At 73.5% G+C, this 21,065-nt stretch carries 19 protein-coding genes and 2 pseudogenes; 10 read left to right on the top strand and 11 right to left on the bottom strand.

The genetic code is table 11. From position 1 onward, the window contains the following. Positions 1 to 272 precede the first annotated feature (272 nt). Positions 273 to 2,099: an AMP-dependent synthetase/ligase gene (locus tag ABVB68_RS33235; RefSeq protein ID WP_353604906.1), complete on the top strand. Its 1,827-nt coding sequence runs from the start codon at positions 273 to 275 to the stop codon at positions 2,097 to 2,099. Positions 2,100 to 2,315: 216 nt separating this feature from the next. After that, complete coding sequence (locus ABVB68_RS33230) at positions 2,316 to 3,152, top strand: aldo/keto reductase (RefSeq protein ID WP_353604905.1); 837 nt, start codon at positions 2,316 to 2,318, stop codon at positions 3,150 to 3,152. 256 nt (positions 3,153 to 3,408) lie between these two features. Here the strand turns inward: ABVB68_RS33230 and ABVB68_RS33225 are convergent, their stop codons facing one another. Then, complete coding sequence (locus ABVB68_RS33225) at positions 3,409 to 4,020, bottom strand: hypothetical protein (protein ID WP_353604904.1); 612 nt, start codon at positions 4,018 to 4,020, stop codon at positions 3,409 to 3,411. Positions 4,021 to 4,228: 208 nt separating this feature from the next. On the opposite strand from ABVB68_RS33225, the gene ABVB68_RS33220 reads away from it, so the two are divergent. Continuing rightward, positions 4,229 to 4,936: a glycoside hydrolase family 75 protein gene (locus tag ABVB68_RS33220; protein WP_353604903.1), complete on the top strand. Its 708-nt coding sequence runs from the start codon at positions 4,229 to 4,231 to the stop codon at positions 4,934 to 4,936. Between the two features lie 295 nt (positions 4,937 to 5,231). On the opposite strand, the gene ABVB68_RS33215 is transcribed toward ABVB68_RS33220, so the two are convergent. From ABVB68_RS33215 to ABVB68_RS33205, 3 genes are all read right to left on the bottom strand, one after another. Continuing rightward, a complete protein-coding gene (locus ABVB68_RS33215; protein WP_353604902.1) occupies positions 5,232 to 6,188 on the bottom strand; it encodes a class I SAM-dependent methyltransferase in 957 nt (318 codons plus the stop codon). 198 nt (positions 6,189 to 6,386) lie between these two features. Then, a complete protein-coding gene (locus ABVB68_RS33210; RefSeq protein ID WP_353604901.1) occupies positions 6,387 to 7,136 on the bottom strand; it encodes a class I SAM-dependent methyltransferase in 750 nt (249 codons plus the stop codon). Positions 7,137 to 7,141: 5 nt separating this feature from the next. Then, positions 7,142 to 7,447, bottom strand: coding sequence for a 4a-hydroxytetrahydrobiopterin dehydratase (locus ABVB68_RS33205; RefSeq protein ID WP_353604900.1), 306 nt, complete (start codon positions 7,445 to 7,447; stop codon positions 7,142 to 7,144). A gap of 152 nt (positions 7,448 to 7,599) precedes the next feature. On the opposite strand from ABVB68_RS33205, the gene ABVB68_RS33200 reads away from it, so the two are divergent. From ABVB68_RS33200 to narJ, 5 genes and pseudogenes are all read left to right on the top strand, one after another. Next, on the top strand, positions 7,600 to 8,427 hold the full coding sequence (locus ABVB68_RS33200; RefSeq protein ID WP_353604899.1) for a helix-turn-helix domain-containing protein: 828 nt from the start codon (positions 7,600 to 7,602) through the stop codon (positions 8,425 to 8,427). Between the two features lie 100 nt (positions 8,428 to 8,527). Beyond that, positions 8,528 to 9,391, top strand: coding sequence for a Sco1979 family transcriptional regulator (locus ABVB68_RS33195; protein ID WP_353604898.1), 864 nt, complete (start codon positions 8,528 to 8,530; stop codon positions 9,389 to 9,391). A 114-nt stretch (positions 9,392 to 9,505) separates the two neighbouring features. After that, a pseudogene (locus tag ABVB68_RS37090) lies at positions 9,506 to 9,725 on the top strand (hypothetical protein); the annotation flags it as partial. Further along, entirely contained in the window at positions 9,713 to 9,859 is a 147-nt protein-coding gene (locus tag ABVB68_RS33190) for a hypothetical protein (RefSeq protein ID WP_353604929.1), read from the top strand. The pseudogene ABVB68_RS37090 and the gene ABVB68_RS33190, both read left to right, overlap by 13 nt. Beyond that, on the top strand, positions 9,859 to 10,353 hold the full coding sequence (gene narJ / locus ABVB68_RS33185; RefSeq protein WP_353604897.1) for a nitrate reductase molybdenum cofactor assembly chaperone: 495 nt from the start codon (positions 9,859 to 9,861) through the stop codon (positions 10,351 to 10,353). The genes ABVB68_RS33190 and narJ overlap by 1 nt, the downstream gene beginning before the upstream one ends. A 350-nt stretch (positions 10,354 to 10,703) precedes the next feature. On the opposite strand, the gene ABVB68_RS33180 is transcribed toward narJ, so the two are convergent. The 5 genes from ABVB68_RS33180 to ABVB68_RS33160 form a co-directional block, all read right to left on the bottom strand. Next, positions 10,704 to 11,129 (bottom strand): OsmC family protein, encoded by a 426-nt coding sequence (locus ABVB68_RS33180; RefSeq protein ID WP_353604896.1) that lies wholly within the window; start codon positions 11,127 to 11,129, stop codon positions 10,704 to 10,706. 65 nt (positions 11,130 to 11,194) lie between these two features. Next, complete coding sequence (locus ABVB68_RS33175; RefSeq protein WP_353604926.1) at positions 11,195 to 12,928, bottom strand: vWA domain-containing protein; 1,734 nt, start codon at positions 12,926 to 12,928, stop codon at positions 11,195 to 11,197. A 56-nt stretch (positions 12,929 to 12,984) separates the two neighbouring features. Continuing rightward, positions 12,985 to 14,046 carry an ATP-binding protein gene (locus ABVB68_RS33170; RefSeq protein ID WP_353604895.1) on the bottom strand — a complete coding sequence of 354 codons (1,062 nt, stop codon included), beginning with the start codon at positions 14,044 to 14,046 and terminating at the stop codon, positions 12,985 to 12,987. 309 nt (positions 14,047 to 14,355) lie between these two features. Further along, positions 14,356 to 16,671, bottom strand: a complete 2,316-nt coding sequence (locus ABVB68_RS33165; protein WP_353604894.1) for a proline-rich domain-containing protein — start codon at positions 16,669 to 16,671, stop codon at positions 14,356 to 14,358. Between the two features lie 95 nt (positions 16,672 to 16,766). Next, complete coding sequence (locus tag ABVB68_RS33160; protein WP_353604893.1) at positions 16,767 to 17,198, bottom strand: hypothetical protein; 432 nt, start codon at positions 17,196 to 17,198, stop codon at positions 16,767 to 16,769. Between the two features lie 84 nt (positions 17,199 to 17,282). Between ABVB68_RS33160 and ABVB68_RS33155 the strand changes: the two genes are divergently transcribed. Both ABVB68_RS33155 and ABVB68_RS33150 read left to right on the top strand, forming a co-directional pair. Continuing rightward, on the top strand, positions 17,283 to 18,056 hold the full coding sequence (locus ABVB68_RS33155) for an MBL fold metallo-hydrolase (RefSeq protein ID WP_353604925.1): 774 nt from the start codon (positions 17,283 to 17,285) through the stop codon (positions 18,054 to 18,056). Continuing rightward, positions 18,053 to 18,685, top strand: a complete 633-nt coding sequence (locus tag ABVB68_RS33150; RefSeq protein ID WP_503006441.1) for a DedA family protein — start codon at positions 18,053 to 18,055, stop codon at positions 18,683 to 18,685. The genes ABVB68_RS33155 and ABVB68_RS33150 overlap by 4 nt, the downstream gene beginning before the upstream one ends. A 453-nt stretch (positions 18,686 to 19,138) precedes the next feature. On the opposite strand, the gene ABVB68_RS33145 is transcribed toward ABVB68_RS33150, so the two are convergent. Together ABVB68_RS33145 and ABVB68_RS33140 are read right to left on the bottom strand one after the other, a co-directional pair. Then, entirely contained in the window at positions 19,139 to 20,176 is a 1,038-nt protein-coding gene (locus ABVB68_RS33145; protein WP_353604891.1) for an MBL fold metallo-hydrolase, read from the bottom strand. 392 nt (positions 20,177 to 20,568) lie between these two features. After that, positions 20,569 to 21,065: pseudogene (locus tag ABVB68_RS33140) on the bottom strand (pyridoxal phosphate-dependent aminotransferase); the annotation flags it as partial.

The following is a 21,065-nucleotide window of genomic DNA, read 5'->3' as shown; positions in this document are numbered from 1 at the left end:
TGGCGCGCCTCTCCGTGCGGTACGGCGGGGCCGACACCGTGCTGGGCGCGTACAGATTCGGTGGAGATTACGGTCCCGGAACTTACCGACCCGTAAGTATTGTGTCCGGCCCTTCCCCATGTGGGGGCATTTTCTGGCCACCGTGCGGGAAAAACGTGAGGTTTGCTCGGTTTCCGCCCCCCTCCCGCCCGGCGGAACCGTGAGGTAGCTTTCACCGCGCTGTGCCGAGCATCGGGGCGTGGGACCAAGCAGCGAGGATCGGGGAGCGAGGTTTGCGCGAGTTCACCAACCCGCCGTTGGCGTCGTCGCCGCCGGTGGGCGGTCTGGCCGACGTCGTCTTCGAGTATGCCCTCACGGACCCGCTGCACGTCGCCCTCGGCCGCAAGGACGCCGCCGGGCAGTGGCGGGACGTGACCTCCGCGGAGTTCCGCGACGAGGTGCTGGCGCTCGCCAAGGGACTCCTCGCGCGCGGCATCCGCTTCGGCGACCGCGTCGCCATCATGTCCCGCACCCGCTACGAGTGGACGCTGTTCGACTTCGCCCTGTGGACCATCGGCGCCCAGGTGGTGCCCGTCTACCCCACGTCCTCGGCCGAGCAGTGCTTCTGGATGCTGTACGACGCCGAGGTCTCGGCGGCCGTCGTGGAGCACGAGGACCATGCGATGACCATCGCCACGGTCATCGACCGGCTGCCGCAGCTGCGCCAGCTGTGGCAGCTGGACGCGGGCTGCGTGCAGGAGCTGTACGACGCCGGGGCGCCGCTGGACGACGAGCTGGTGCACCGGCACCGGCAGGCGGTCACCCCCGACTCGGTCGCCACGATCATCTACACCTCCGGCACCACCGGCCGCCCCAAGGGCTGCGTCCTGTCCCACGCGAACTTCATGTTCGAGGCGGACACGATGATCGAGCGGTGGCAGCCGGTGTTCCACACCAAGAAGGACGACGCGGCGTCCACCCTGCTGTTCCTGCCGCTGGCGCACGTCTTCGGGCGGATGGTGGAGGTCGCCGCGATCCGCGGCCGGGTCCGCTTCGGCCATCAGCCCCAGCTGCACGCCGCCGCCCTGCTGCCCGACCTGGCCGCGTTCCGGCCGACGTTCATCCTCGCCGTGCCGTACATCTTCGAGAAGGTGTTCAACGCGGCCCGCCGGAAGGCGGAGAAGGAGGGCAGGCACGGACCGTTCGAGAAGGCGGTCGACATCGCGGTGAAGTACGCCGAGGCCGTGGAGGCGAAGGCGTGGGGCGTCGGGCCCGGCCCCTCGGCGGGGCTGCGCATGCAGCACCAGCTCTTCGACAAGCTCGTGTACTCCAAGGTGCGGGCGGCGATGGGCGGCCGCATCCGCAACGCGATGTCCGGTGGTTCCGCGATGGACCGCCGACTGGGACTCTTCTTCGCCGGCGCGGGCGTGCAGATCTACGAGGGGTACGGCCTGACCGAGTCGACGGCCGCGGCCACCGCCAACCCTCCCGAGCGCACCCGGTACGGCACGGTCGGCCAGGCCATCCCGGGGATGACCGTGCACATCGCGGACGACGGGGAGATCTGGCTGCGCGGCGGCAACGTCTTCCAGGGCTACCTGAACAACCAGAAGGCCACCGACGCGACGCTGCACGACGGCTGGCTGGCCACCGGCGACCTCGGCTCGCTGGACGAGGACGGCTACCTCACCATCACCGGCCGCAAGAAGGAGATCCTCGTGACCTCGGGGGGCAAGAGCGTCTCCCCGGGCGTGCTGGAGGAGCGGGTCCGCGACCACCCGCTGGTCAACCAGTGCATCGTCGTCGGCAACGACCGCCCCTACATCGCCGCCCTGATCACCCTCGACCAGGAGGCGGTCGAGCACTGGCTGCAGATGCGGGGGAAGCCGGGGATGTCCCCGGTCGAGCTGGTCCGTGACCGGGACCTGGAGACGGAGGTGCGGCGTGCGGTGGTCGCCGCCAACACGCTCGTCTCCCAGGCCGAGTCCATCCGCACCTTCCGGATACTGGCCCAGCCCTTCACCGAGGAGCACGGCCTGCTGACGCCGTCGCTGAAACTGAAGCGGAAGGCGATCGAGAAGGCGTACGCCAATGAGGTCGACGCCCTCTACAGCAGCTGACGCCCGCCGTCCGGCCCCGGTGCGGACCACCGCCGGCCGGCCCCGCGCCGGGCCCAGGCGCCGGCCGGTCCCGCCGCCGAACCGGTCGGTCGGCTTGCGGCCGGTCCCCGCCGAACCGGTCGGTCTCGGCCGATCCCGCCGGCAGGAATGCATCGCGGCGCGTGATCGTTGACGATGGGTGTGTCACCTGTCCACAACCGAAGGATCAAAGAGCTCGTGAGCAGCAAGGTCCCTGAGATCATCCTCAACAACGGCGTCGAGATGCCCCAGCTGGGCTTCGGCGTATGGCAGGTGCCGGACGACGAGGCCGAGCAGGCCGTCGCCACGGCGCTCGAGGCCGGGTACCGCAGCATCGACACAGCGGCGATCTACGGCAACGAAGAGGGCACCGGCAAGGCCATCGCCGCCTCCGGCCTGCCCCGCGAGGACGTCTTCGTCACCACCAAGCTCTGGAACGCCGACCAGGGGTACGACTCGACGCTGCGCGCCTTCGACGCGTCGCTGAAGAAGCTGGGTCTGGACTACCTCGACCTGTACCTGATCCACTGGCCGCTGCCGTCCCGGGACACGTACACGGACACCTACAGGGCCTTCGAGAAGCTGCACGCCGACGGCCGTGTCCGCGCCATCGGTGTGTCGAACTTCCTCCCCGAGCACCTCGAGCGGCTGAGCTCCGAGACCTCCGTCGTCCCGGCGGTCAACCAGATCGAGCTGCACCCGCATCTGCAGCAGCGCGCGGCCCGCGAGTTCCACGCGGAGCGGGGCATCGCGACGGAGGCCTGGTCGCCGCTCGGTCAGGGCAAGGGCCTGCTGGAGGTGCCGGCGATCGTGGCGATCGCGCGGAAGCACGACCGCACCCCGGCCCAGGTCGTACTGCGCTGGCACGTGCAGCTCGGCAACATCGTGATCCCGAAGTCCGTGACGCCGTCGCGGATCAAGGAGAACATCGAGGTCTTCGACTTCAGCCTGGACGACGAGGACCTCGCGGCGATCAGCGCGCTCAACGAGGACCGGCGCCTGGGCCCCGACCCGGCCACCTTCGACGTCGCCTGACCCGCCCCCTCCGGCCCGGACCGACGGCCCGCGCCGGTCTCACCGGTCTCACCGGTCACGCAGCATCGTGCGCCCCGCCGCCCAGGCGGGGCGCACGGCTGTGCGGCGGGTCAGACGGCGTGTGTACGGCGCACGCCGGCCGTGCGGCACGCCGGCCGGCGGGGAGTACGGCAGGTCGGCCCGCGTGCGTACGGCACGTCGGCCCGCGTGGGTACGGCTGTGCGGGGCGGTCAGCGTGTGCGCGGTGTGCCGCCGGTCAGCCGGCGTGTGCGTCCGCGTGCACGACCTCGAACTCCTCCAGGCCGACCACCGCCATCTGGACCTTGGCCGCCCCCGCCTGCCGGGCCGCCGCCTGGGCCGCGCGCGAGGCCGCGAGGGAGTGGTGGTCGGTGAAGAGCGTGCCGGCCAGCCCGTGGCCGCGCTCCCGGTCCAGGAACAGGGCGGCCCTGGCCAGGCCGGGCAGGGCTTCGAGCCGGGGCACCACGGTCGCGTGGAACGCGTCGGCGAGTTGGTCCGCGTCGGCCGGCTCGAATTCCAGCCGGATCAGGTGCAGCCCGCCGTGGGCGGTGGGACGCGGCAGCACGTGGAAGACCGCGACCTCGTAGTTCTCGACGGCGAGGGTGCCCGCGAAGGGTGCCAGCAGTGCGGTCCGCCGCTCGCGCATGACCTCGTCGCTGTTGTGCCGGGCCTGCTCGGACTCCCACCAGCTGACGGTGAGCAGCTTGCCGAGGTTCCGGTCGACGAAGACGCCGGCGCCCCGGTAGCCGGGCCGCTCCTCGAGCAGGTCGCGTCCCTCGGAGTTGAGGGCCCGGATCGCCGTGCCGAGTTCGGCGGGATCGCCGGTCGCGTACACCGTGCGAACGAACATGAGGCTTGGCCTCTCGGTCGGTGACCACGAAGGGGTCGGACACTTCCCCGAACAGCCCCCCGCTTCCAGTCTTGCCCGGCTCGGAAACCACCGCAATGCGCACCGCTTTCACTCCGTGGCCACCCAGGGCTTGACGAGAACATGTCGTGAGGGCCACCGTGTACGGCACCCGGTAAGGAAACTTTCCTAACAGAAGGGTCCCCCCCCAGTGCGTCTTCGAACACTGACCCTCGCCGCGGCCTCCGGGGCCGCCCTGCTCGCCGCCGGAGTCCTTCCCGCGAACGCCTCCGCGACCGCGCCGTCGACGGCGGGCCCCAAGTCCGCCCAGGAGGGCTCGGTCAGCGCCGCCGACCTGCTCGCCAAGGTGCAGTCCTGTTCGCAGATCTCCAACGGCAAGTACAAGACGGACGACGAGACCTCGGCCACGGTCCCCGTGTGCGGCAAGAACGGCGCGGTGTTCTGGAAGGCCGACATGGACGTCGACTGCGACGGCCAGCGCACCACCAACTGCAACGAGGACCGCGACCCCTGGTACCAGGACGACACGGCCTTCCACCAGTCCGACGGCAAGCCGCTCAAGGCCGAGACCCTGCCGTACGTCGTGGTGCCCAGCTCCAGCAGCATCTGGAACTACTCCGGTGCCGGCATCAAGGGCGGCGGAGTGGTCGCCGTCATCTACAACAACAAGGTCGAGTACGCCGTCGTCGGCGACACCGGGCCCACGAAGATCATCGGTGAGGCGTCGTACGCCACCGCCAAGGCCCTCGGCATCGACCCCGACCCGGCGACCGGCGGAGCCGACTCGGGCGTGACGTACATCCTGTTCAAGAACTCCAAGGTCTCCCCCATCGAGAGTCACAGCGCGGCCGTCTCCCTCGGGGACCAGCTGGCCAAGCAGTTCCTGGCGAACAACTGAACCGGGACGCGGCCCTGGGCCGGTCCGCCCGACCTGATCACCAGGCCGGGCGGACCGGCCCAGCCGGCGTAGCAGGGCCGCGCGTCCGTTCAGGGCGTCCGCCCGGGTGCGGATGAGCCGGGGAGCCAGGCACTCGGGGGGCTCTCGGTGTCAGGAGCCGCCGCAGGTGGAGCGGTACGGATGGGCGTACCGCGCGTCCGCACGGCGGTCCGGGCGTTCTGTGGCCGCCGGAACCGAGGCTCAGAGGCTCTGAGACCTTGGGTGTCCGCCGGGCCGCAGCGGGCGGGGCCCTGTGTCAGAGCGGCCGTACCGCCGTGTGCACGGTGTAGGCGCCCAGCAGGAACACGTCCGGCCGGCGGTGCACGCTCGCCGCGTCGGACGGGTCGAGCAGGCGGTCCAGGGTGGCCCGGTCCTCGGGGTCGAGGGCCTCGCCGAAGCCGTCGCGCAGGCGGGACAGGGTGTCGGCGACGTAGGAGCGGGCGCGGTCGCTCGCGGGGGCGGGCAGGTCGAGCAGGAAGCTGCGCGAGCGTGCGTGCCGCAGGCCGGTCGCGGTCAGCAGGGCGGCCCAGTCCTCGACCTCGGCGACGGAGCCGGGCAGGTCGGCCCGCATCCGGGCGAACCACTCCGCCTCCAGCGCGTCGAGCCGCGCCTGCAGTCCGGGACGGCCGATGCCGATGTCCCGGGGCAGGAAACGGGAGGGCAGCCCGCCTTCGAGGAGGGCCAGGGTGCCGCCGGGGGCCAGTCGCCCGGCGAACGCGGCGAGCGCGGATCGCTGGTCGCCGAGGTGATGCAGGCTGCGGCTGGCCCACAGCAGGTCGGCCGGGTACTCCAACTCGCCGAGCACGCCCGGCAGTTCACCGGCGAGGGTGTCGAAGCGGTCGGCGAACCCCAGGCGCGCGGCCCGGTCGGCGGCACGCCCGAGCAGCGGTTCGGCACTGTCGACGGCGACCACCCGGGCCCCCGGAAAAGCCTCGGCGAACAGGCACGAGACCACTCCGGGGCCGCTGCCCGCGTCCACGATCAGCCCCGGCTCGGTCACCTCCTGCGCGAGCCAGGCCATGGCCCGCTGGTAGACGGGGGCGAACAACTCCGCCTGGATCTCCAGCCGGTGGCCCATCTCGATCCAGTCGACGTCGGTGCCCTGACGGTGCCCGTGCCCGTGCCCTTGTCGATGCCCGGTGTCGTGATGCCCCGTCTCGTGACGGTCGGTCTCGAGGTGCTCGCGGTCGTGGTGCTCGGTGTCACGGGCCATGGTGGTCAGCCTCTCGTCGGGGTGCGGTCAGCCTGCGACGACACACCGGCGACAAGCAACCCGCGTTGCCGTTACGGCAACGGCGGCGCCCGGACCGGGCGCACCAGGCGGTGGGGCGCGCGGCGCTGGGGCGCCGAACCCCACCCGTGTGGACCGGCCGGCCCCGGCGTGCAGTCCCCGGCCAGCCGGTGGGCGCGCCTAGCCGGTCGGGGGTTTGCGAAAGGCACGGAGGCTGAAGGACGGGTCGGCGCGCGGGCGGTCCTGGTCCGGGAGCCGGGCCAACCGGGTGGCGAACTCCTCGGTGCGCGGATCGCCGGGCGGCAGCACGGTGAACCAGCCGCGGCGCAGATCGGCGATGGTGGCGCGGGGGCTGCGGCCCTGTCCCGCGCCCTGGAAGGTCGTGCGGCCCGCGGGCACCAGCCCGTGCCGTGCGGCGTGCGTGGTGACCGTGTCCGCGGCGTCCGCTGCGGGGCGGCGCGGACGGGAGGCGAGGACGGCGTCGATGTCGCTGCCGACGTCGTGCGCCGCCGCCTTGTCGACGGTGGTGACGTAGACCCCGCCGGGCCGCAGCACCCGGGCGCACTCGGCGACGACGGCGGCGACGTCTTCGGGGCCGTCCAGCAGATGCAGCAGCCAGACGGTGGTGACCGCGTCGGCGCTGCCGGAGCGGAAGGGCAGCCGGCGGCTGTCGGCGCGCACGACACCGCCGGGCAGCCGGGCAGCGGCCGCGCGGACCATGGCGGGGGTCAGGTCGGCGCCCGTCACCCGCAGTCCGGGACGCGCGCCGGCGAGCCGCCGGGTGACGATGCCGGTGCCGCAGGCGACGTCGAGGAGACGGCCCCGGGTCGTCGGCAGCAGGCGGAGAACGGCCTCAGCGGCCGTGACGGCGCGGGCTTCACCGCCCCGGGAGGCGTCGTAGTGGTCGGCTTCCTTCTCGTAGTCGAGCACACCGCTCAGTGTGCGCCGTGGCCTGGTGCGATGTCCTCGATCCTGCGGGCGAGAGCGAAATCCTTCTCGGTGAGGACGCCACCCGCGCAGTGGGTGTTCACGCCGAGGGAGACGGTGTGGTAGCCGAGCGTGAGGTCCGAGTGGTGGTCCAGCTCGTCCTGGATGCCGGCGATGTGCACGACCAGCGCCGCCGCCGCGAAGTGCGAGGCGAGCCGGTAGGAGCGGGTGAGCCGGTCCCCGTCCACCGACCAGCCGGGCAGCTCCGCCAGCCGGTCCTCGATCTCCTTCTGGGACAGCGGTTCGACGGCCATGGCCCTGTCTCCCTTCACGCCGGTGTCGCCCGAGTCTGCGGGTACGTGTTCAGCCTGCCACGCCACGGGGGTGCGCACGCCGGCCGCGCCGCGGCGGCGGCCGCCCGGAAACGGCTCGTTGCCGCGCCCGCTCCTCGACTAGGGTCGTCGACATGACCGTGGCCACCTCCCGTGTCTCCGCGCCCGCCGCCGTCACCGGCAAGGGTGCCGGCCCGCTGCTGCGCGCCTGGCGGGAGCGGCGCCGGATCTCCCAGCTGGAGCTGGCGCTGCGTGCCGGCTCCTCCGCCCGGCACATCAGCTTCGTCGAGACCGGCCGGTCCCGGCCGAGCGAGGAGATGGTGCTGCGGCTCGCCGAGCATCTTCAGGTGCCGGTCCGTGAGCGCAACGCCCTGCTGCTGGCGGCCGGTCACGCTCCGCGCTTCCCGGAGACCCCGCTGGCCGATCCGGCCCTGGACGCGCTGCGCGACGGCATGGAGCGCCTCATCCAGGGCTACGAGCCGTACCCCGCGCTCGTGGTCGACGCCTGCTACACGGTCCTCGCGGCGAACCGGGGCATCGCCATGCTGCTGGAGGGCGTGCCGGACGAGCTGATGGCACCGGCCCCGAACGCGATGCGGCTGACCCTGCACCCGAGGGGGCTGGCACCGCGCATCCGGAATCTGCGCGAGTGGCGTGGGCACCTGCTCGCGCAGATGGAGCGGGAGATCGCTCTGCACCGCTCCGACCGGCTCCGCGCCCTGTACGAGGAGGTGTCGGCCTACCCGGTGCCCGAGGAGGCGCCGGTCGCCGAACCGGACGAGCCCGTCCCGTACTTCGCGCTGCCGATGCGGATCGAGCACGAGGGCCGGATCCTGTCCTTCGTGTCGTCGATCTCCACGTTCAACACGCCGATGGACGTCACGGTGGCCGAGATCGCCATAGAGACGTTCCTGCCGGCGGACCGGGCGACGACCAAGTACCTGCACACCTTGGTGGGTTGATCCCCGTTCGGTGCGCGGGCGGGTTGCCTCGACCTGGTGTGCGAGACGGCGTCGCGTGACAGACTGCCCGCATGCTTCGGCGCGTAGGGGAGGGCGTGGCGTGAGTGAGCGGCGGACCGCGCCCACGGTGGGGCAGGTGGTGCTCGGCAAACGGCTGCAGGAGCTGCGGGAGGCGGCCGGGCTGAGCCGCGAGGCGGCCGCCCGGGTGCTGCGGGTGGCGTCGGCGACCGTGCGGCGCATGGAGATGGCCGAGGTCTCGCTCAAGATCCCGTACGTGCAGGTGCTGCTGTCCACCTACGGGGTGCCCGAGGCCGAGGGGGCCGCGTTCGTGCGGCTGGCCGAGGAGGCCAACCAGCCGGGCTGGTGGCAGCGGTACCACGACGTGCTGCCGGACTGGTTCAGCCTGTACGTCAGCCTGGAGGGGGCCGCCCGGGTCGTCCGCTCCTACGAGCCGCACTTCGTGCCGGGACTGCTGCAGACGGAGGAGTACGCGCGGGCGGTGCTGGAGGCGGGCACGATAGGGCAGACCGAGCCGACGTCCGTCGAACGGCATGTGTCGCTGCGGATGGAGCGGCAGCGGCTGCTGGAGCGCCACGATCCGCCGCACCTGTGGGTGATCATGGACGAGACGGTGCTCAGACGTCCGGTGAGCGCACGGCCGAGGGTGCTGCGCGACCAGCTGGACCGGCTGCTGGAGTACGCGGAACGGGACCGGGTCACGCTGCAGATCGCCGAGTTCGCGGCCGGCCCGCATCCCGGGACGTACGCGCCGTTCACGCTGTTCCGGTTCGCCGAGCCGGAGTTGCCGGACATGGTGTTCACCGAGTACCTGACGGGCGCCCTCTACCTGGACTCGCGCCAGGAGGTCGCCGCGCATCTGGAGGTGCTGGACCACATGACGGCCCGGGCGGCCTCCGCCTCCCGCACGAAGAAACTGCTGCGGGAGCACCGCGAACGGCTCTGACCCGGTCCGCGGGCACCGGGGGCGTCCGCCCGGTGACCCGTACGGGTCTGTGAACAGGTGCGCTCCCGCCCTCGCCCCTAGGTTCGAAGCAGAGGGCGAGCCCAGGGAGCGCACGTGAGCGACACGCACATACCGCCCGAGGAGCCGGGCGTGGCACTGCCGGCCGCCGGGCGGTACCTGCGGCCCGGCACGCCCCGCGCCCGACCCGCACAGCGTGACGCCGGCCGGCGGGCGGGAGGGGGACGCCTGCCACCGGGACCGGTGCGGCCACGACAAGGTCGCGCACTCCACGCACGGGGTCGACTGCACCGGATCGTGCCGGTGGAAGGGGTACGCGGCCCCGGCACGGGCGGCGACGGACCGTTCGGGCAGGACTCGGGCGGCCGCATGACCCTGTCGCTGGTGTCCGTCGAGAAATTCCACCTGCTGCGCCGGCGGCAGACGTCCGACGACGCGAAGGAGGCGTGATGCCCTCGGACGCGGTGCTGTACCAGGCGGCCGCCCTGTGCCTGACCTACCCGGACGACGACTTCGTCGCCCGGCTGCCGCTGCTGCGTGAGGCCGCCCCGCAGCTGCGGGCGTTCGCCGATCACGCGGCCGTGATCCCGCTGCGGGAGCTGGCCGCGCACTACGTGCAGGTCTTCGACTTCAAGAACCGGCACAGCCTGTACCTGAGCTGGTGGCACGACGGCGACACCCGGCGGCGCGGGATGTCCCTGGTCCGGTTCAAGGAGGTCTACCGCAGGCACGGCCTGGAGTTCAGCGGCGAGGAGCTGCCGGACTTCCTGCCCGCCGTGCTGGAGTTCACCGCCCGCACCGGCGACACCACGCTGCTGACCGACCACCGCGCCGGGCTGGAACGGTTGCGTAACCGGCTGACCGACCACGGCACACCGTACGCCGGCGTCCTGGACGCGGTGTGCGTGACACTGCCGACCGCGAGCACCGAGGGGCGCCCATGACCACACTTCTGTGGGGGTGCCCTGCCCTACGGGGAAGGCCAACCGCCCGTCATCATGGCCTCATTCCGGCGACCTGGGCATCCCCAGCGGGGTGTGCCGCGGATCGGTGCGGTCCCGCTGGGTGATCTTCGCCGGCCTGCGGTCGAACTCCGCCGCGAGCGCTGAGAGCGCGCGGCCGCGCGCCGCCTCGCCCCCGGCGGTCGGGATGAGCCGATGCCGGCCGCGACTTCCACCTGGACGACCTGTGAACGATCCGACCCGGTGAACCCGTGCGGTCACGGCACCGGGCGCCCGGACACGGCGCTGCCGCGCCCCTTCGGCGGGGACGCGGCAGCCGGGACGGTCGGGCGTCAGGCCAGCTCGGCCGTCAGGGTGATGGTCGTGCCGGTCAGGGCCTGGCTGACCGGGCAGTTCTTCTTGGCGTCCTCGGCGGCCGAGGCGAAGGCCGCCGCGTCCAGGCCGGGCACCTCGCCGCGCACGGTGAGGTGGATGCCGGTGATGCCCTCGCCCGGCTGGAAGGTGACGTCGGCCCTGGTCTCCAGCCGGGTGGGCGGGGTGCCGGCACCGGCCAGGCCGTGCGAGAGCGCCATGGAGAAGCAGCTGGAGTGGGCGGCGGCGATCAGTTCCTCGGGGCTGGTCTTCCCGTTCGCCTGCTCGGCGCGCGACGGCCACGACACCGGATACTCGCCGATGCCGGAGGAGTCGAAGGTGATGACGCCCTGCCCCTTGAGCAGGTCACCTTCCCATTCGGTGTGCGCGGTGCGCGTGGTTGCCACGATGCTTCCTTTCACAAGAAACACGGAGGGGGTTTCCGCGTCTCCCTATCCGATCACATCCGGGCTCACCGCACTCTGAAGACCGGGCCACGCGGGGTGAACGGGAGACCGGCTCCCTGCGGGATCAGGTAGGCGTGCTCCCGTCGTACCCGTAGCGCCTCGCACCAGCCGTCGGTGATGACCAGCACCGGGGCGGTGGGCGGGAAGTCCTCCGCCCGGTGCAGCAGGTCGATACCGGGCTGCAGGACCGTACCGCCGCGCCCGTGCACCCGTACCCGGCCCGCGATCTCGGTCACCGGCAGATAACCGGCGTCGTGCGGGGCGGCGTCGCAGAACACCACGCGGGCGGCCGGTACGTCCCGGGCCTCGGCGTAGGAGGCGATCGCGCCGAGCGCCTTGCCGAGCAGGATGCTGTTCATCGAACCGGAGGTGTCGAGGACCACGCCGAAGGTGCAGCGGGCGATCTCCTCGGGCGGGAAGTACCGGCCGGCGCGCGGAATGTCCGGGGTGGAGGCCTGGCGCCGGGCGGGGCGGGCGTAGGAGCGCACCGGTTCCGGTCGGGGGACGAACTCGTCGAACCAGCGGGCGAGTTGGGCGTCCCAGGGCAGCGGGGGGTGGCTGAGGGCGCGGATCTCCTGCACCAGGCCGCCGGGCAGGAAGCCGCGCTCCTGCGCCTGGTGCAGGTCGAGGCCGCGGCCCAGGCCGCGCCGGTAGAACTCGTCCAGGTCGACGTACTCGCCGGGCGGGCCGAGCGGGGCGCCGAGGATGTCGCCGGTGCCCTTGCCGCGCAGCGTGGCCAGGCGCCGCATACGGCGCAGATCGCCGGCGATGCGGTCGTAGACCTCCTCACCGGACAGGCCGGCCAGCCGTGGGTCGTGCAGCAGGCCCTCCGGCATGGTGCCGACCCGCATCTCGACCAGCCAGCCGTTGATGACGTAGTCGCAGGCGATGTTGAACAGGAGGGGGTCGCGGGGGCCGCAGCGGTCGCCGTGGCGCAGGGCGGCGTGCAGCATCTCGTGGGCGAGGACGAACCGCCATTCCTCGTCGTCGAGGCGGCGCAGCGGGTTGACGTAGATCTCGCCGGCCGCCGGATCGACGGCGGCGATCTGGATGCCGTGGGCGCGGGCGAGTTCGGCGTCGGCGACCAGGGTGATGCCGGCGGCGATGCCGCCGAGCAGCGGGTAGGAGCTGACGAACCAGCTCAGCGCCCGCTCCCAGGGCTGCCGCTCGGTCGGTTCGCCGTCGAGGCCGGTCCGGCGCCCGCCGGCCATGTCCATGGCGGCGGACACGGTGCGGGTGAGGGCGGTGGCGAAGGCCAGCTGACGGTCCGGTACCGGTCCCTGCCAGGGCAGCCACTCGGTGAGCACCTGGTCGGGCTCGCCGGCCGCGGTGCCGCAGCGCTCGTAGGCGGGCGGCAGGCCGTGGGCCCGCCAGCGCGCGGCGAGCTGTTCCTCGTCCCCGTCGGGGTAGCTCGGGGGCAGGTCCTCGGGGGTGGTGCCGACGGGGAAGCCCAGCAGGAAGCGGTTGACGACGACGCAGCGGGCGGCGAGGTCGTACCGGTCGGGCTGCTCGCGCGGGCCCTTGGCGGCCGGGACGTGCCCGAAGCCGAGGTGGAGGGCGGCGTGCGCGAGGGCCCACGCCCAGGCGCCGGGGCGGGCGAGCCGGTCGGGGCGGGCGTGCACGGTGCCGTCGGAGTCGACCACGAGCAGGCCGTCGCGCGGGGCCAGCGAGCACGTCTCGCCGCGGCAGACGGTGAAGTCCACGGCGGTGAGCGCGGGGTTGGCGCGCAGCAGCCGCATCCCCGCGGCGAACGCCTCGCCGGCGGGGTCGCGCTTCTTCTTCGGCGGGGTACGGCTCACCGCCGCGCCTCCACCAGGCGGGGCATGTCGCGGGCGGCCTCGACCAGGAACCACGACGGCAGCACGGGGTTGCCGTCGGCGTCGGAGGCGATGACGGTCTGGGCGACCTCGACGGAGATCTCGGCGAGCTGCACCAGCAGCGACTTGGCGCGGTAGGCGACCTGCCGGCCGCTCGCCGACATGTGCTCCTTCGCGGCGGGCAGTTCCTTGACGAGGCGGCCCCGGAAGGACTCGGCGAGGTAGTACAGCAGGTCACGGTCCTGGACGCGGTGCGGCCAGCGGGCGTCGCCCTTGAGGATCGCCTCGATCCCGAACCGGCTGCGCACGACCTTGACGTAGCCGCAGAACGCGGTCGCGTGCGCGGGGGTGAGCGTGCCGTGCGCGAGGACGGTGAGCGTGGGCTCGTCCAGGTGGGGGCCGAAGGAGTGCAGGGCGTCGGAGAGCATGTGCCAGGAGCGGGGCGTGGAGAACGGCTCCTCGGTCTTGGGGGGCTTGGACCACAGGTGGTCGGGCCGGTCGGTGAGGTGGTCCAGGATCCACGGGTGGATGCCGCCCGCCGCTGCCCACGCGAGCCAGTCCCCGGCGGAGACCTCGAGATGGACGTGGGCGAGCCGGTTGACGAGGGCGGAGGCCAGCGGTCGGGCGAGGGCGTTGTCGGTGGCCCGGTTGCCGGCGCCGATCACGACGGAGCCCTCGGGCAGCTCGTAACTGCCGATGCGGCGGTCCAGGATCAGGGAGTAGAACGCCTTCTGCACGTCCGGTCCGGCCGCGTTCAGCTCGTCGAGGAACAGGCAGTAGGGCTCGTCCCGGGCGATCGTCTCCGGCGGGCAGAACACCGAGCGGCCGTCGCGGATCTGCGGCACGCCGATCAGGTCCTCGGGAGCCAGCTGCGTACCCAGCAGGCTCACGCACTCCAGACCGAGCGAGGCGGCGAACTCCCGCACCAGGGAGGACTTCCCGATGCCGGGGGCTCCCCAGAGGAAGACGGGCCGGACGGTGGCGAGGCCGAGCAGGAGTTCGGGGACACGGGCGGGAGTGACGGTGACGGCAGCCTGCAAAGCGGGGATCCCTTGGGGGTGTTCGAGTGGTGTACGACTCGAACAGTGTGGGTGTCCGGCGGGGCGGACGCAGCCGAATTTCGGGCGACCGGCTCCTCGACCGGGCCGGGCTCCCAGGCGACCGGCTCCACGGACGGCCGGCTCCGCGGAGGACCGGCTCCACAAGCGACCGGCCGGGCTCTCAGGCGACCTCCACGGACGGCCGGCTCCACAAGCGGCCGGCTCCACGGACGGCCGGCCTTTCGGACGGCCCGCTGCCCAGGCAGCCCGCTCCCCCGACGGCCGGCTCCCCCCGAGCTGGCCGCACCCTCAAGCGGCCCGTTCCTCCGCCACGTCCGCGGTGAGCGGTACCTGGGGTCCGTCCAGCTCGCCCAGCCAGCGGCGCAGTACGCGGTGCACCTGCTCCGCGCCGGTCAGGCACTCCCCCTCCTCGACGGGTGCGGACAGCTCCAGCGGGGAGAGCAGGAACGGCCGGGACTGGGGGCCGCCCAGGCCGCCGTGGGAGCCGATCTGCTCCTCGAAGGCGAGGACTTCGCCGTCGGCGGGATCGTGGGCGGAGTTCACCATGATGTCCGCGGTGTGCGGGAAGGAGTGCGTGCGGCGGACGGCGTCGGCGGCGCCGGGGCCGAAGCCGGCCAGCGGGCCGGACCGCTCGTCGAGTTCGGCCAGCGGGATCTCGGCGCCGTGCGCCCCCAGCACCAGACCGCCGTGCTCCTCGCTGCGGACCAGGAGGAAGCCGATGCCGGGATGGTTGGCGAGGGTGGTGAGCAGGGCGGGGTGGCGGGCGTCGATCTGCTCCTTCGTCATGCGGTGCGGCACGTCCGGGAAGGAGACCAGGCCGAGGTTGCCCGAGGCCAGCACGATCGGCTCCGTCCCGCGTGCGGGAGGGTGGTGCCCGCCCCTCTCCTCCACGGGCCGGCGCAGGGCCGCCCGGACGGCGGCGCGGGCCTCGGTGCCGCTGCGCGTGCGCTCGGCGCGGCGCGGCACGTGCAGTCCGCAGCCGGCCCGGACGAGGTCGCCGAGGGTGAGGCCGTAGCGGGAGCGGAAGGTCTCCCCGGGGCTCTGGCCGTGGTCGGAGAGGACGACGATCCGGTAGGGCCGCGGGGCGTGTTCGGCGACCCGGTGCAGGAGGGCGAGGGACCGGTCGAGGTGCTGCAGCACCTTCTCGGCGTCCCGGCTGCGCGGTCCGGAGTGGTGGGCGACCTCGTCGTAGGCGACGAGGTCGGCGTAGACGGCGGCGCGCCCGGCGAGCATGTCGCCCACGACCGCGGCGACGACGACGTCCCGCTCGACGACGGTGGCGAAGGCGCGCACGAGAGGATAGAGGCCGCCACGGCCGACGCGGGGGCGCTCCTTGCGGATCCGGGCGCGGGTGGACTGGCCGATCTCGCGGACCACCTCGGCGACGAAGGACAGTGCGGTGCGGACGGCGCCCGCGGGATCGCAGAAGTAGGCGAAGTACCCGGCGCGGGAACGGTTCTCCCGGCCCCGGCGGCGGGCGGCGATGGACAGGACGAGGGCCTGTTCGCCGGCGCCGCCGCTGAACAGGTTGCCGCGGCTGGCCCCGTCGACGGCGAGCAGCCCGTCGTCGCCCGTGCGCAGTATGGCGCGGCGCTGCAGCTCGGCGGCGCTCGTCGGCCGGTTGCAGACCATCACCTCCCCGCGGTCCTTCTCGTACCACCGGAAGGCCGGCACGTCGAAGGTGCTGCCGTGCAGGATGCCGAGCTGGCTGGCACCGGTCTGGCTGGACCAGTCGGTGTGCCAGGACGTGAGCCGGTGGGTGGGCCGGCCGGGAAGGGCGGGGTGGCCGGGATGCCCGCGGCGGCCGGACGGCCGGCTGCCGGCACCGTGCGCCCGGCTGCCGTCGCCGGACGACCGCACGCCGGCAGCCGGCGGCTGTCTGAGGTCACCGGGCGGGCGCGTCCCGGCACTTGGCCACCCGCCGCCGTCGCCGGGCGACTGCATGCCGGTACCCGGCGGTCGCGTACCGGCACCGGGCGGACGACCGCCGTCGCCCGGCGCCGGTACCTCTCCGGCCGTGGCCAGCCAGCCTGCCACGGTCGGCATCAGGCCCTTGCGGACCGCGTCCGCGAGGACGTCGTGGCCCACGCCGTCGAGCTGGACGCAGACCAGGCCGGGGGCGGTCGGGCAGGGCGGCCGGCCCCGGCTGCCACGGGTGGCGAGCCGGTGCAGGCGGCGCCGGTAGGTCTCGTCGTCCCGTACGGCCAGGGCCGCACCGGTGGCCGAGGCGACGGCGGACATCACCGCGGCGACGATGACGGCGGTCTCCGGGGCGGCCTCCCCGTGTCCGGAGGGGTTGATGCGCAGGGCGAGCAGCAGCAGCGAGCCGTTGAGGAAGAAGACCAGCAGGCCGAGTACCAGGGCGGGTACGAGCAGCAGCAGCCGGACCAGGAGCGGCCACACGACGGCCGAGAGCACACCGAACGCACCGGCGCCGCAGGCGGCGGTGACGGCTATGCGGGTGGCGCTGTCGCCGTCGGGGGACTGGAGCCGGAAGTCGGGCAGGAGCGCGGCGAGGGCCAGCATGGTGACCGTGGAGACCGCCCATACGGCGATGCTCCGACCGAACTGACTGGCGATCCGCCGCCACCGCACGCCTCGCACGCCCCGCACACCTCACGTCCCGGACCCGCTCCGACCGGGCCGGAGTCCACCTTTTCATACCGGACAGGGCCCACTCGGGCGGTCATCGAGGGGCGTCAGCGTCCGTCGTACCCCGCCGTCGGCATGGACAGGCGCCGGTGCACGCGCGCCTTCATCCGGGCGTCGTACGACGGCTCGGCCCGCCCCACCGTCTCCACGCCCACCCCCCGGCGCCGGCACTCGGCGGTGAACTCCTCCACCGACGACAGGGCCCGCTCCAGCACCCGCACACTGGGCGCGACGAACACGTCCACCCCCGGCCGCACCCCGTCCCACAGGGCGCAATGGTCGAAACGCAGGCCGCCCACGAGAAGTTCCCGGGCGACCACGTACCCGTGCTCCGCCGCCCAGCGGGCGCACATCGCGTGCTGGCTGCGGGAGTCCACCAGGAAGGGGTCGGACTCCAGTTCCTCCAGGGGTGTCAGACTCGCGATGGCGGTCACCCGCACCGGCGTGCTCGCTCCGAAGGCACCCCGCAGCTGTCCCATGGCGTCCCCCTCACCTCCGGGTTTCGCCGCCGACCCTACTCCTGCCCGTAGGCTTCGGGGAGTCGCGTGAAGGAGGCGAAGAGGGTGCCGGTGGAGATCACCTGGTGGGGTCACGCCACCTGCACGGTGGAGGACACGAACACACGAGTGCTCACCGATCCTCTGTTCGCCCGGCGGCTGGCCCATCTGCGGCGCCGCCAGGGCGCCGTGCCGCCCGCAGATGCCCGCCGCGCCGACCTCGTGCTCGTCAGCCATCTGCACGCCGACCATCTGCACCTGCCGTCGCTCGCCGGGCTCGCCCCGGGCACGCGCCTGCTCGTGCCCCGGGGCGCACGACGGGCGGTACCCGGCTTGCGCCGGCTGCGGCGGCTGCGCCTCACCGAGGTGGCCCCCGGCGACGAGGTGCGGATAGGCGACCTGCGGGTGCGGGTGGTGCCCGCCCTGCACGACGGACGGCGGCTGCCGGTGGGCCCGCACCGCTCGCCCGCGCTCGGCTACGTCGTGACCGGCGAGGCGCGTACCTACTTCGCCGGTGACACCGGGCTGTTCGACGAGATGGCCGACCTGGTCGGCCCGGTGGACGTGGCGCTGCTGCCGGTGGGCGGCTGGGGGCCCTACCTCGGGGAGGGGCATCTGGACGCGGGGCGGGCGGCGCGGGCGCTGGCCCGGCTGGCGCCGCGCGTCGCGGTGCCCGTGCACTACGGCACGTACTGGCCGATCGGTATGGACGCGGTGCGCCCGCACGAGTTCCACGCTCCGGGCGACGAGTTCGTGCGGCTGGCGGCCGTGGCCGCTCCGGGGGTGGCCGTGCACAAGCTGGGACACGGGGAGAGCGTCCGGCTCGAGGTGGCGCGGTGAGCCCGGTGGCCTCGGCCGCGGTGCTCGGCGCCGCGGCCACCTCGACCGTGGCGCCGCAGACCACGGGGCAGGCGCTCGGCTATCCGTCGTTGTTCCTGCTGGTGCTGATCGGCGCGCTGGTGCCGGTGGTGCCGACCGGGGCGCTGGTGAGTTCGGCGGCGGTGGTGGCGTTCCATCGGACGGCGCCGTTCTCACTGGCCCTGCTGTTCGTCACGGCCTCGCTGGCGGCGTTCCTCGGGGACGTGGCGCTGTACTGGCTGGGGCGGCGCGGGATGCGCTCGAAGAACGGCTCACGCTGGCTGAAGGCGATCCGGTCGCGGGCGCCGCAGGAGCGGCTGGAGCAGGCGCGGGGGAAACTGGCCGAGCACGGGATCGCGGTGCTGGTCCTGTCCCGGCTGGTGCCCGCCGGCCGCATACCGGTGATGCTGGCCTGTCTGATGGCCGAGTGGCCGCTCAGCCGGTTCGCCCGCGGGAACCTGCCGGCCTGCCTGGCGTGGGCGGTGACGTATCAGGTGATCGGGATCCTCGGCGGGTCGCTCTTCGAGGAGCCTTGGGAGGGCGTGGTGGTGGCGGTCGCGCTGACCGTGGCGATCAGTGTGGTGCCGGGACTGGTACGGCGGGTCCGGTAGCGCCGCTGGGGAGCCGGGCCGCCTCCGGAGTCCGGGGAAGCGGGTGAAGCGGACGGCTCGTCGTGGCACCCCGCCCGCCCGTGCGGGACCCCCGCATGCCCGGGTCCCGGAACCCTCATGCCCAGGTCGCGGAACCCGCATGCCCAGGTCGCGTGGTGGCGCACGCTCGGGAGGCATGCCCCCGACCGCCTCGGCAGCGGCCACCCTCAACAGGCGTCTCTCCTAAGGTGCCTTGGGATCGCGCACCCGCAACATGCCTATCCTCCGTGCGCCTTGGGGCCGCACGCCTCAACATGCCTCTCCCCGGGGCGCCTCGGGAACCCCGCACCCTCAACAGGCCTCTCCGCCAAATCCCTTGGGACCGCGTGTCCTCAACAGGCGTCTCCCCCGGGCGCCTCGGCGCCCCGCACCCTCAACAGGCGTCACCCCCGGGCATCTCGGGACCCCGCACCCTCAACAGGCCTCTCCGCCGAGCGTTTTGGAGCCTCCCACCGGCAGGTCCCACAGGTCCTCGCGCCGCAGTCCCGCCTTCTCCCAGGCCGCGCGCACCCGGGTGAGCGGTTCCAGGACCGGCTCGGCGGAGAGGATGAACGTGCCCCAGTGCATGGGGGCCATCCGGCGCGCGCCCAGGTCGAGGGTGGCCTGGACCGCCTCCTCGGGGTCGCAGTGGACGTCGCTGAGCCACCAGCGGGGGTCGTAGGCGCCGATGGGCATGAGGGCGAGGTCGATGCCGGGGTAGCGACGGCCGATGCGGGAGAACCAGTGGCCGTAGCCGGTGTCGCCCGCGAAGTACAGGCGCTGTCCGTCCGGACCGGTGAGCACCCAGCCGCCCCAGAGGCTGTGACAGGTGTCGGTGAGGCTGCGCTTGGACCAGTGGTGTGCGGGCACGAAGTCGAAACGCACGGAGGACAGTTCCGCGCCCTCCCACCAGTCCAGCTCGGTGACGCGGGTGAACCGGCGGCGGCGGAACCAGCGGCCGAGTCCCGCCGGCACGAACACGGGGGTGTCGCGCGGCAGCCGGCGCAGGGTGGGGGCGTCGAGGTGGTCGTAGTGGTTGTGGCTGATGACGACGGCGTCGACGGGAGGCAGCGCGTCCCAGGCGACGCCGACGGGGGTGACGCGGGCCGGGGTGCCGAGGATGCGGCGGGACCAGACGGGATCGGTGAGGACGGTCAGACCTCCGATCCGCACGACCCAACTGGCGTGTCCCGCCCAGGTGACGGCGAGGGTGCGGGCGTCGACGCGGGGCAGCGGCGCCGGTTCGTACGGGAGCCGGAGGACGTCGGCGAGGCCTTCGGGGCCGGGGCGCACGGCGCCCTCACGGGCGAAGCGGGCGAGTGCCTTCAGGCCGGGCAGGGGCGCGGTGAGCCGGTCGTGGAAGGTACGCGGCCAGATCCGCTCCTCGCCGAGGGGGCGGGGCTCGGCGAGCGGCGGGAAAGCGGGCGCAGGAGGGGCCGGAGCATCGACCGCGCCCTCCGCGGCAGTCCTCACCGCCGCGGCGTCGGCCGCGCCGTCGGCAAGGGTCGTCGCCGTCGCGGTGGCGGACGTCGGGGCGCTCGTTGCAGTGGCGATCGTAGAAGCACTCGTCCCAGTGGCGTTCGTCGGGGCGCTCGTCGCAGTGGCGGTCGCGGAAGTCGTGGTCGCGGGAGTGGCGGTCGCGGGAGTGGCGGTCGCGGGAGTGGCGGTCGCGGGAGTGGCGGTCGCGGGAGTGGCGGTCGCGGGACCCGCCGAAGTGGCGGACGGCGTGGAGGCGGTGGTAGCGGGAGTCGTCGAACCGGCGGGCGCCGGGGGGCTCGTGACGGTGGTGGTCGTGGCGGGGCTCGCGCTCGTCCCGGCCGTGGCGGTGGTCGTCGTGGCCGGTCCGGGCTCATGCGTCTGCTGCGTCATCGGGGAGGCTCCCATCGCCGAGCGTCGTCGCGGAGATCGTCGAAGACCGACCGCAAGGAGGTCAACGCGCGTTGCACTTGCGGCAGTTCCAACGGTTCGGGTGACGTGAGGCATTCCGTGCGCTCCTCGTCCGTGCCGCCCAGCAGCGGCCCGGTGGCGAGCCGGACGCGCAGGGCCCCGAGGTCGTCGCCGAAGCGGTGGCCGCCGGGCGCGGGCATCCCGAGCCGCACGGTGAGGAGGTCCTCCAGTTCCTGGGCGTCGCCGACGCCCTGGGCGGCGAGCGGTTCGCGCATCGGGCCGAGGTCGGCGTACAGGTGGCGCCCGGCCTGGGGCGGGCGGGCGAGCGCGCCGGCCCCGACGACCGCGGCATGCGCGGCGGCGGCCACGCGCGCGAGCAGCCCTACGGTGGTTTCGCGGCGCGCGACGACGGGCGGGGGCTCGGCCCGGGCGGACCCCCCGGCCGCGGCGGCGGGGAGGGGGCTCCACGCCCCCA

Origin of the sequence: Streptomyces sp. NPDC096012 (assembly GCF_040426375.1) — a bacterium.
In the GTDB taxonomy this organism is placed as follows: Bacteria; Actinomycetota; Actinomycetes; order Streptomycetales; family Streptomycetaceae; genus Streptomyces.
Note: the sequence above shows the minus strand (reverse complement) of the source record. Positions and strands in the feature narration are given on the sequence as shown.

What these genes read in the sequence shown, in the direction of transcription:
- narJ (WP_353604897.1), top strand. Translation starts at nt 9,859, where the DNA reads ATGCCCTCGGACGCGGTGCTGTACCAGGCGGCCGCCCTGTGCCTGACC.
- ABVB68_RS33200 (WP_353604899.1), top strand. Translation starts at nt 7,600, where the DNA reads ATGACCGTGGCCACCTCCCGTGTCTCCGCGCCCGCCGCCGTCACCGGC.
- ABVB68_RS33175 (WP_353604926.1), bottom strand. Translation starts at nt 12,928, where the DNA reads ATGCGGCTGCTGCGCGCCAACCCCGCGCTCACCGCCGTGGACTTCACC.
- ABVB68_RS33215 (WP_353604902.1), bottom strand. Translation starts at nt 6,188, where the DNA reads ATGGCCCGTGACACCGAGCACCACGACCGCGAGCACCTCGAGACCGAC.
- ABVB68_RS33205 (WP_353604900.1), bottom strand. Translation starts at nt 7,447, where the DNA reads ATGGCCGTCGAACCGCTGTCCCAGAAGGAGATCGAGGACCGGCTGGCG.
- ABVB68_RS33160 (WP_353604893.1), bottom strand. Translation starts at nt 17,198, where the DNA reads ATGGGACAGCTGCGGGGTGCCTTCGGAGCGAGCACGCCGGTGCGGGTG.
- ABVB68_RS33225 (WP_353604904.1), bottom strand. Translation starts at nt 4,020, where the DNA reads ATGTTCGTTCGCACGGTGTACGCGACCGGCGATCCCGCCGAACTCGGC.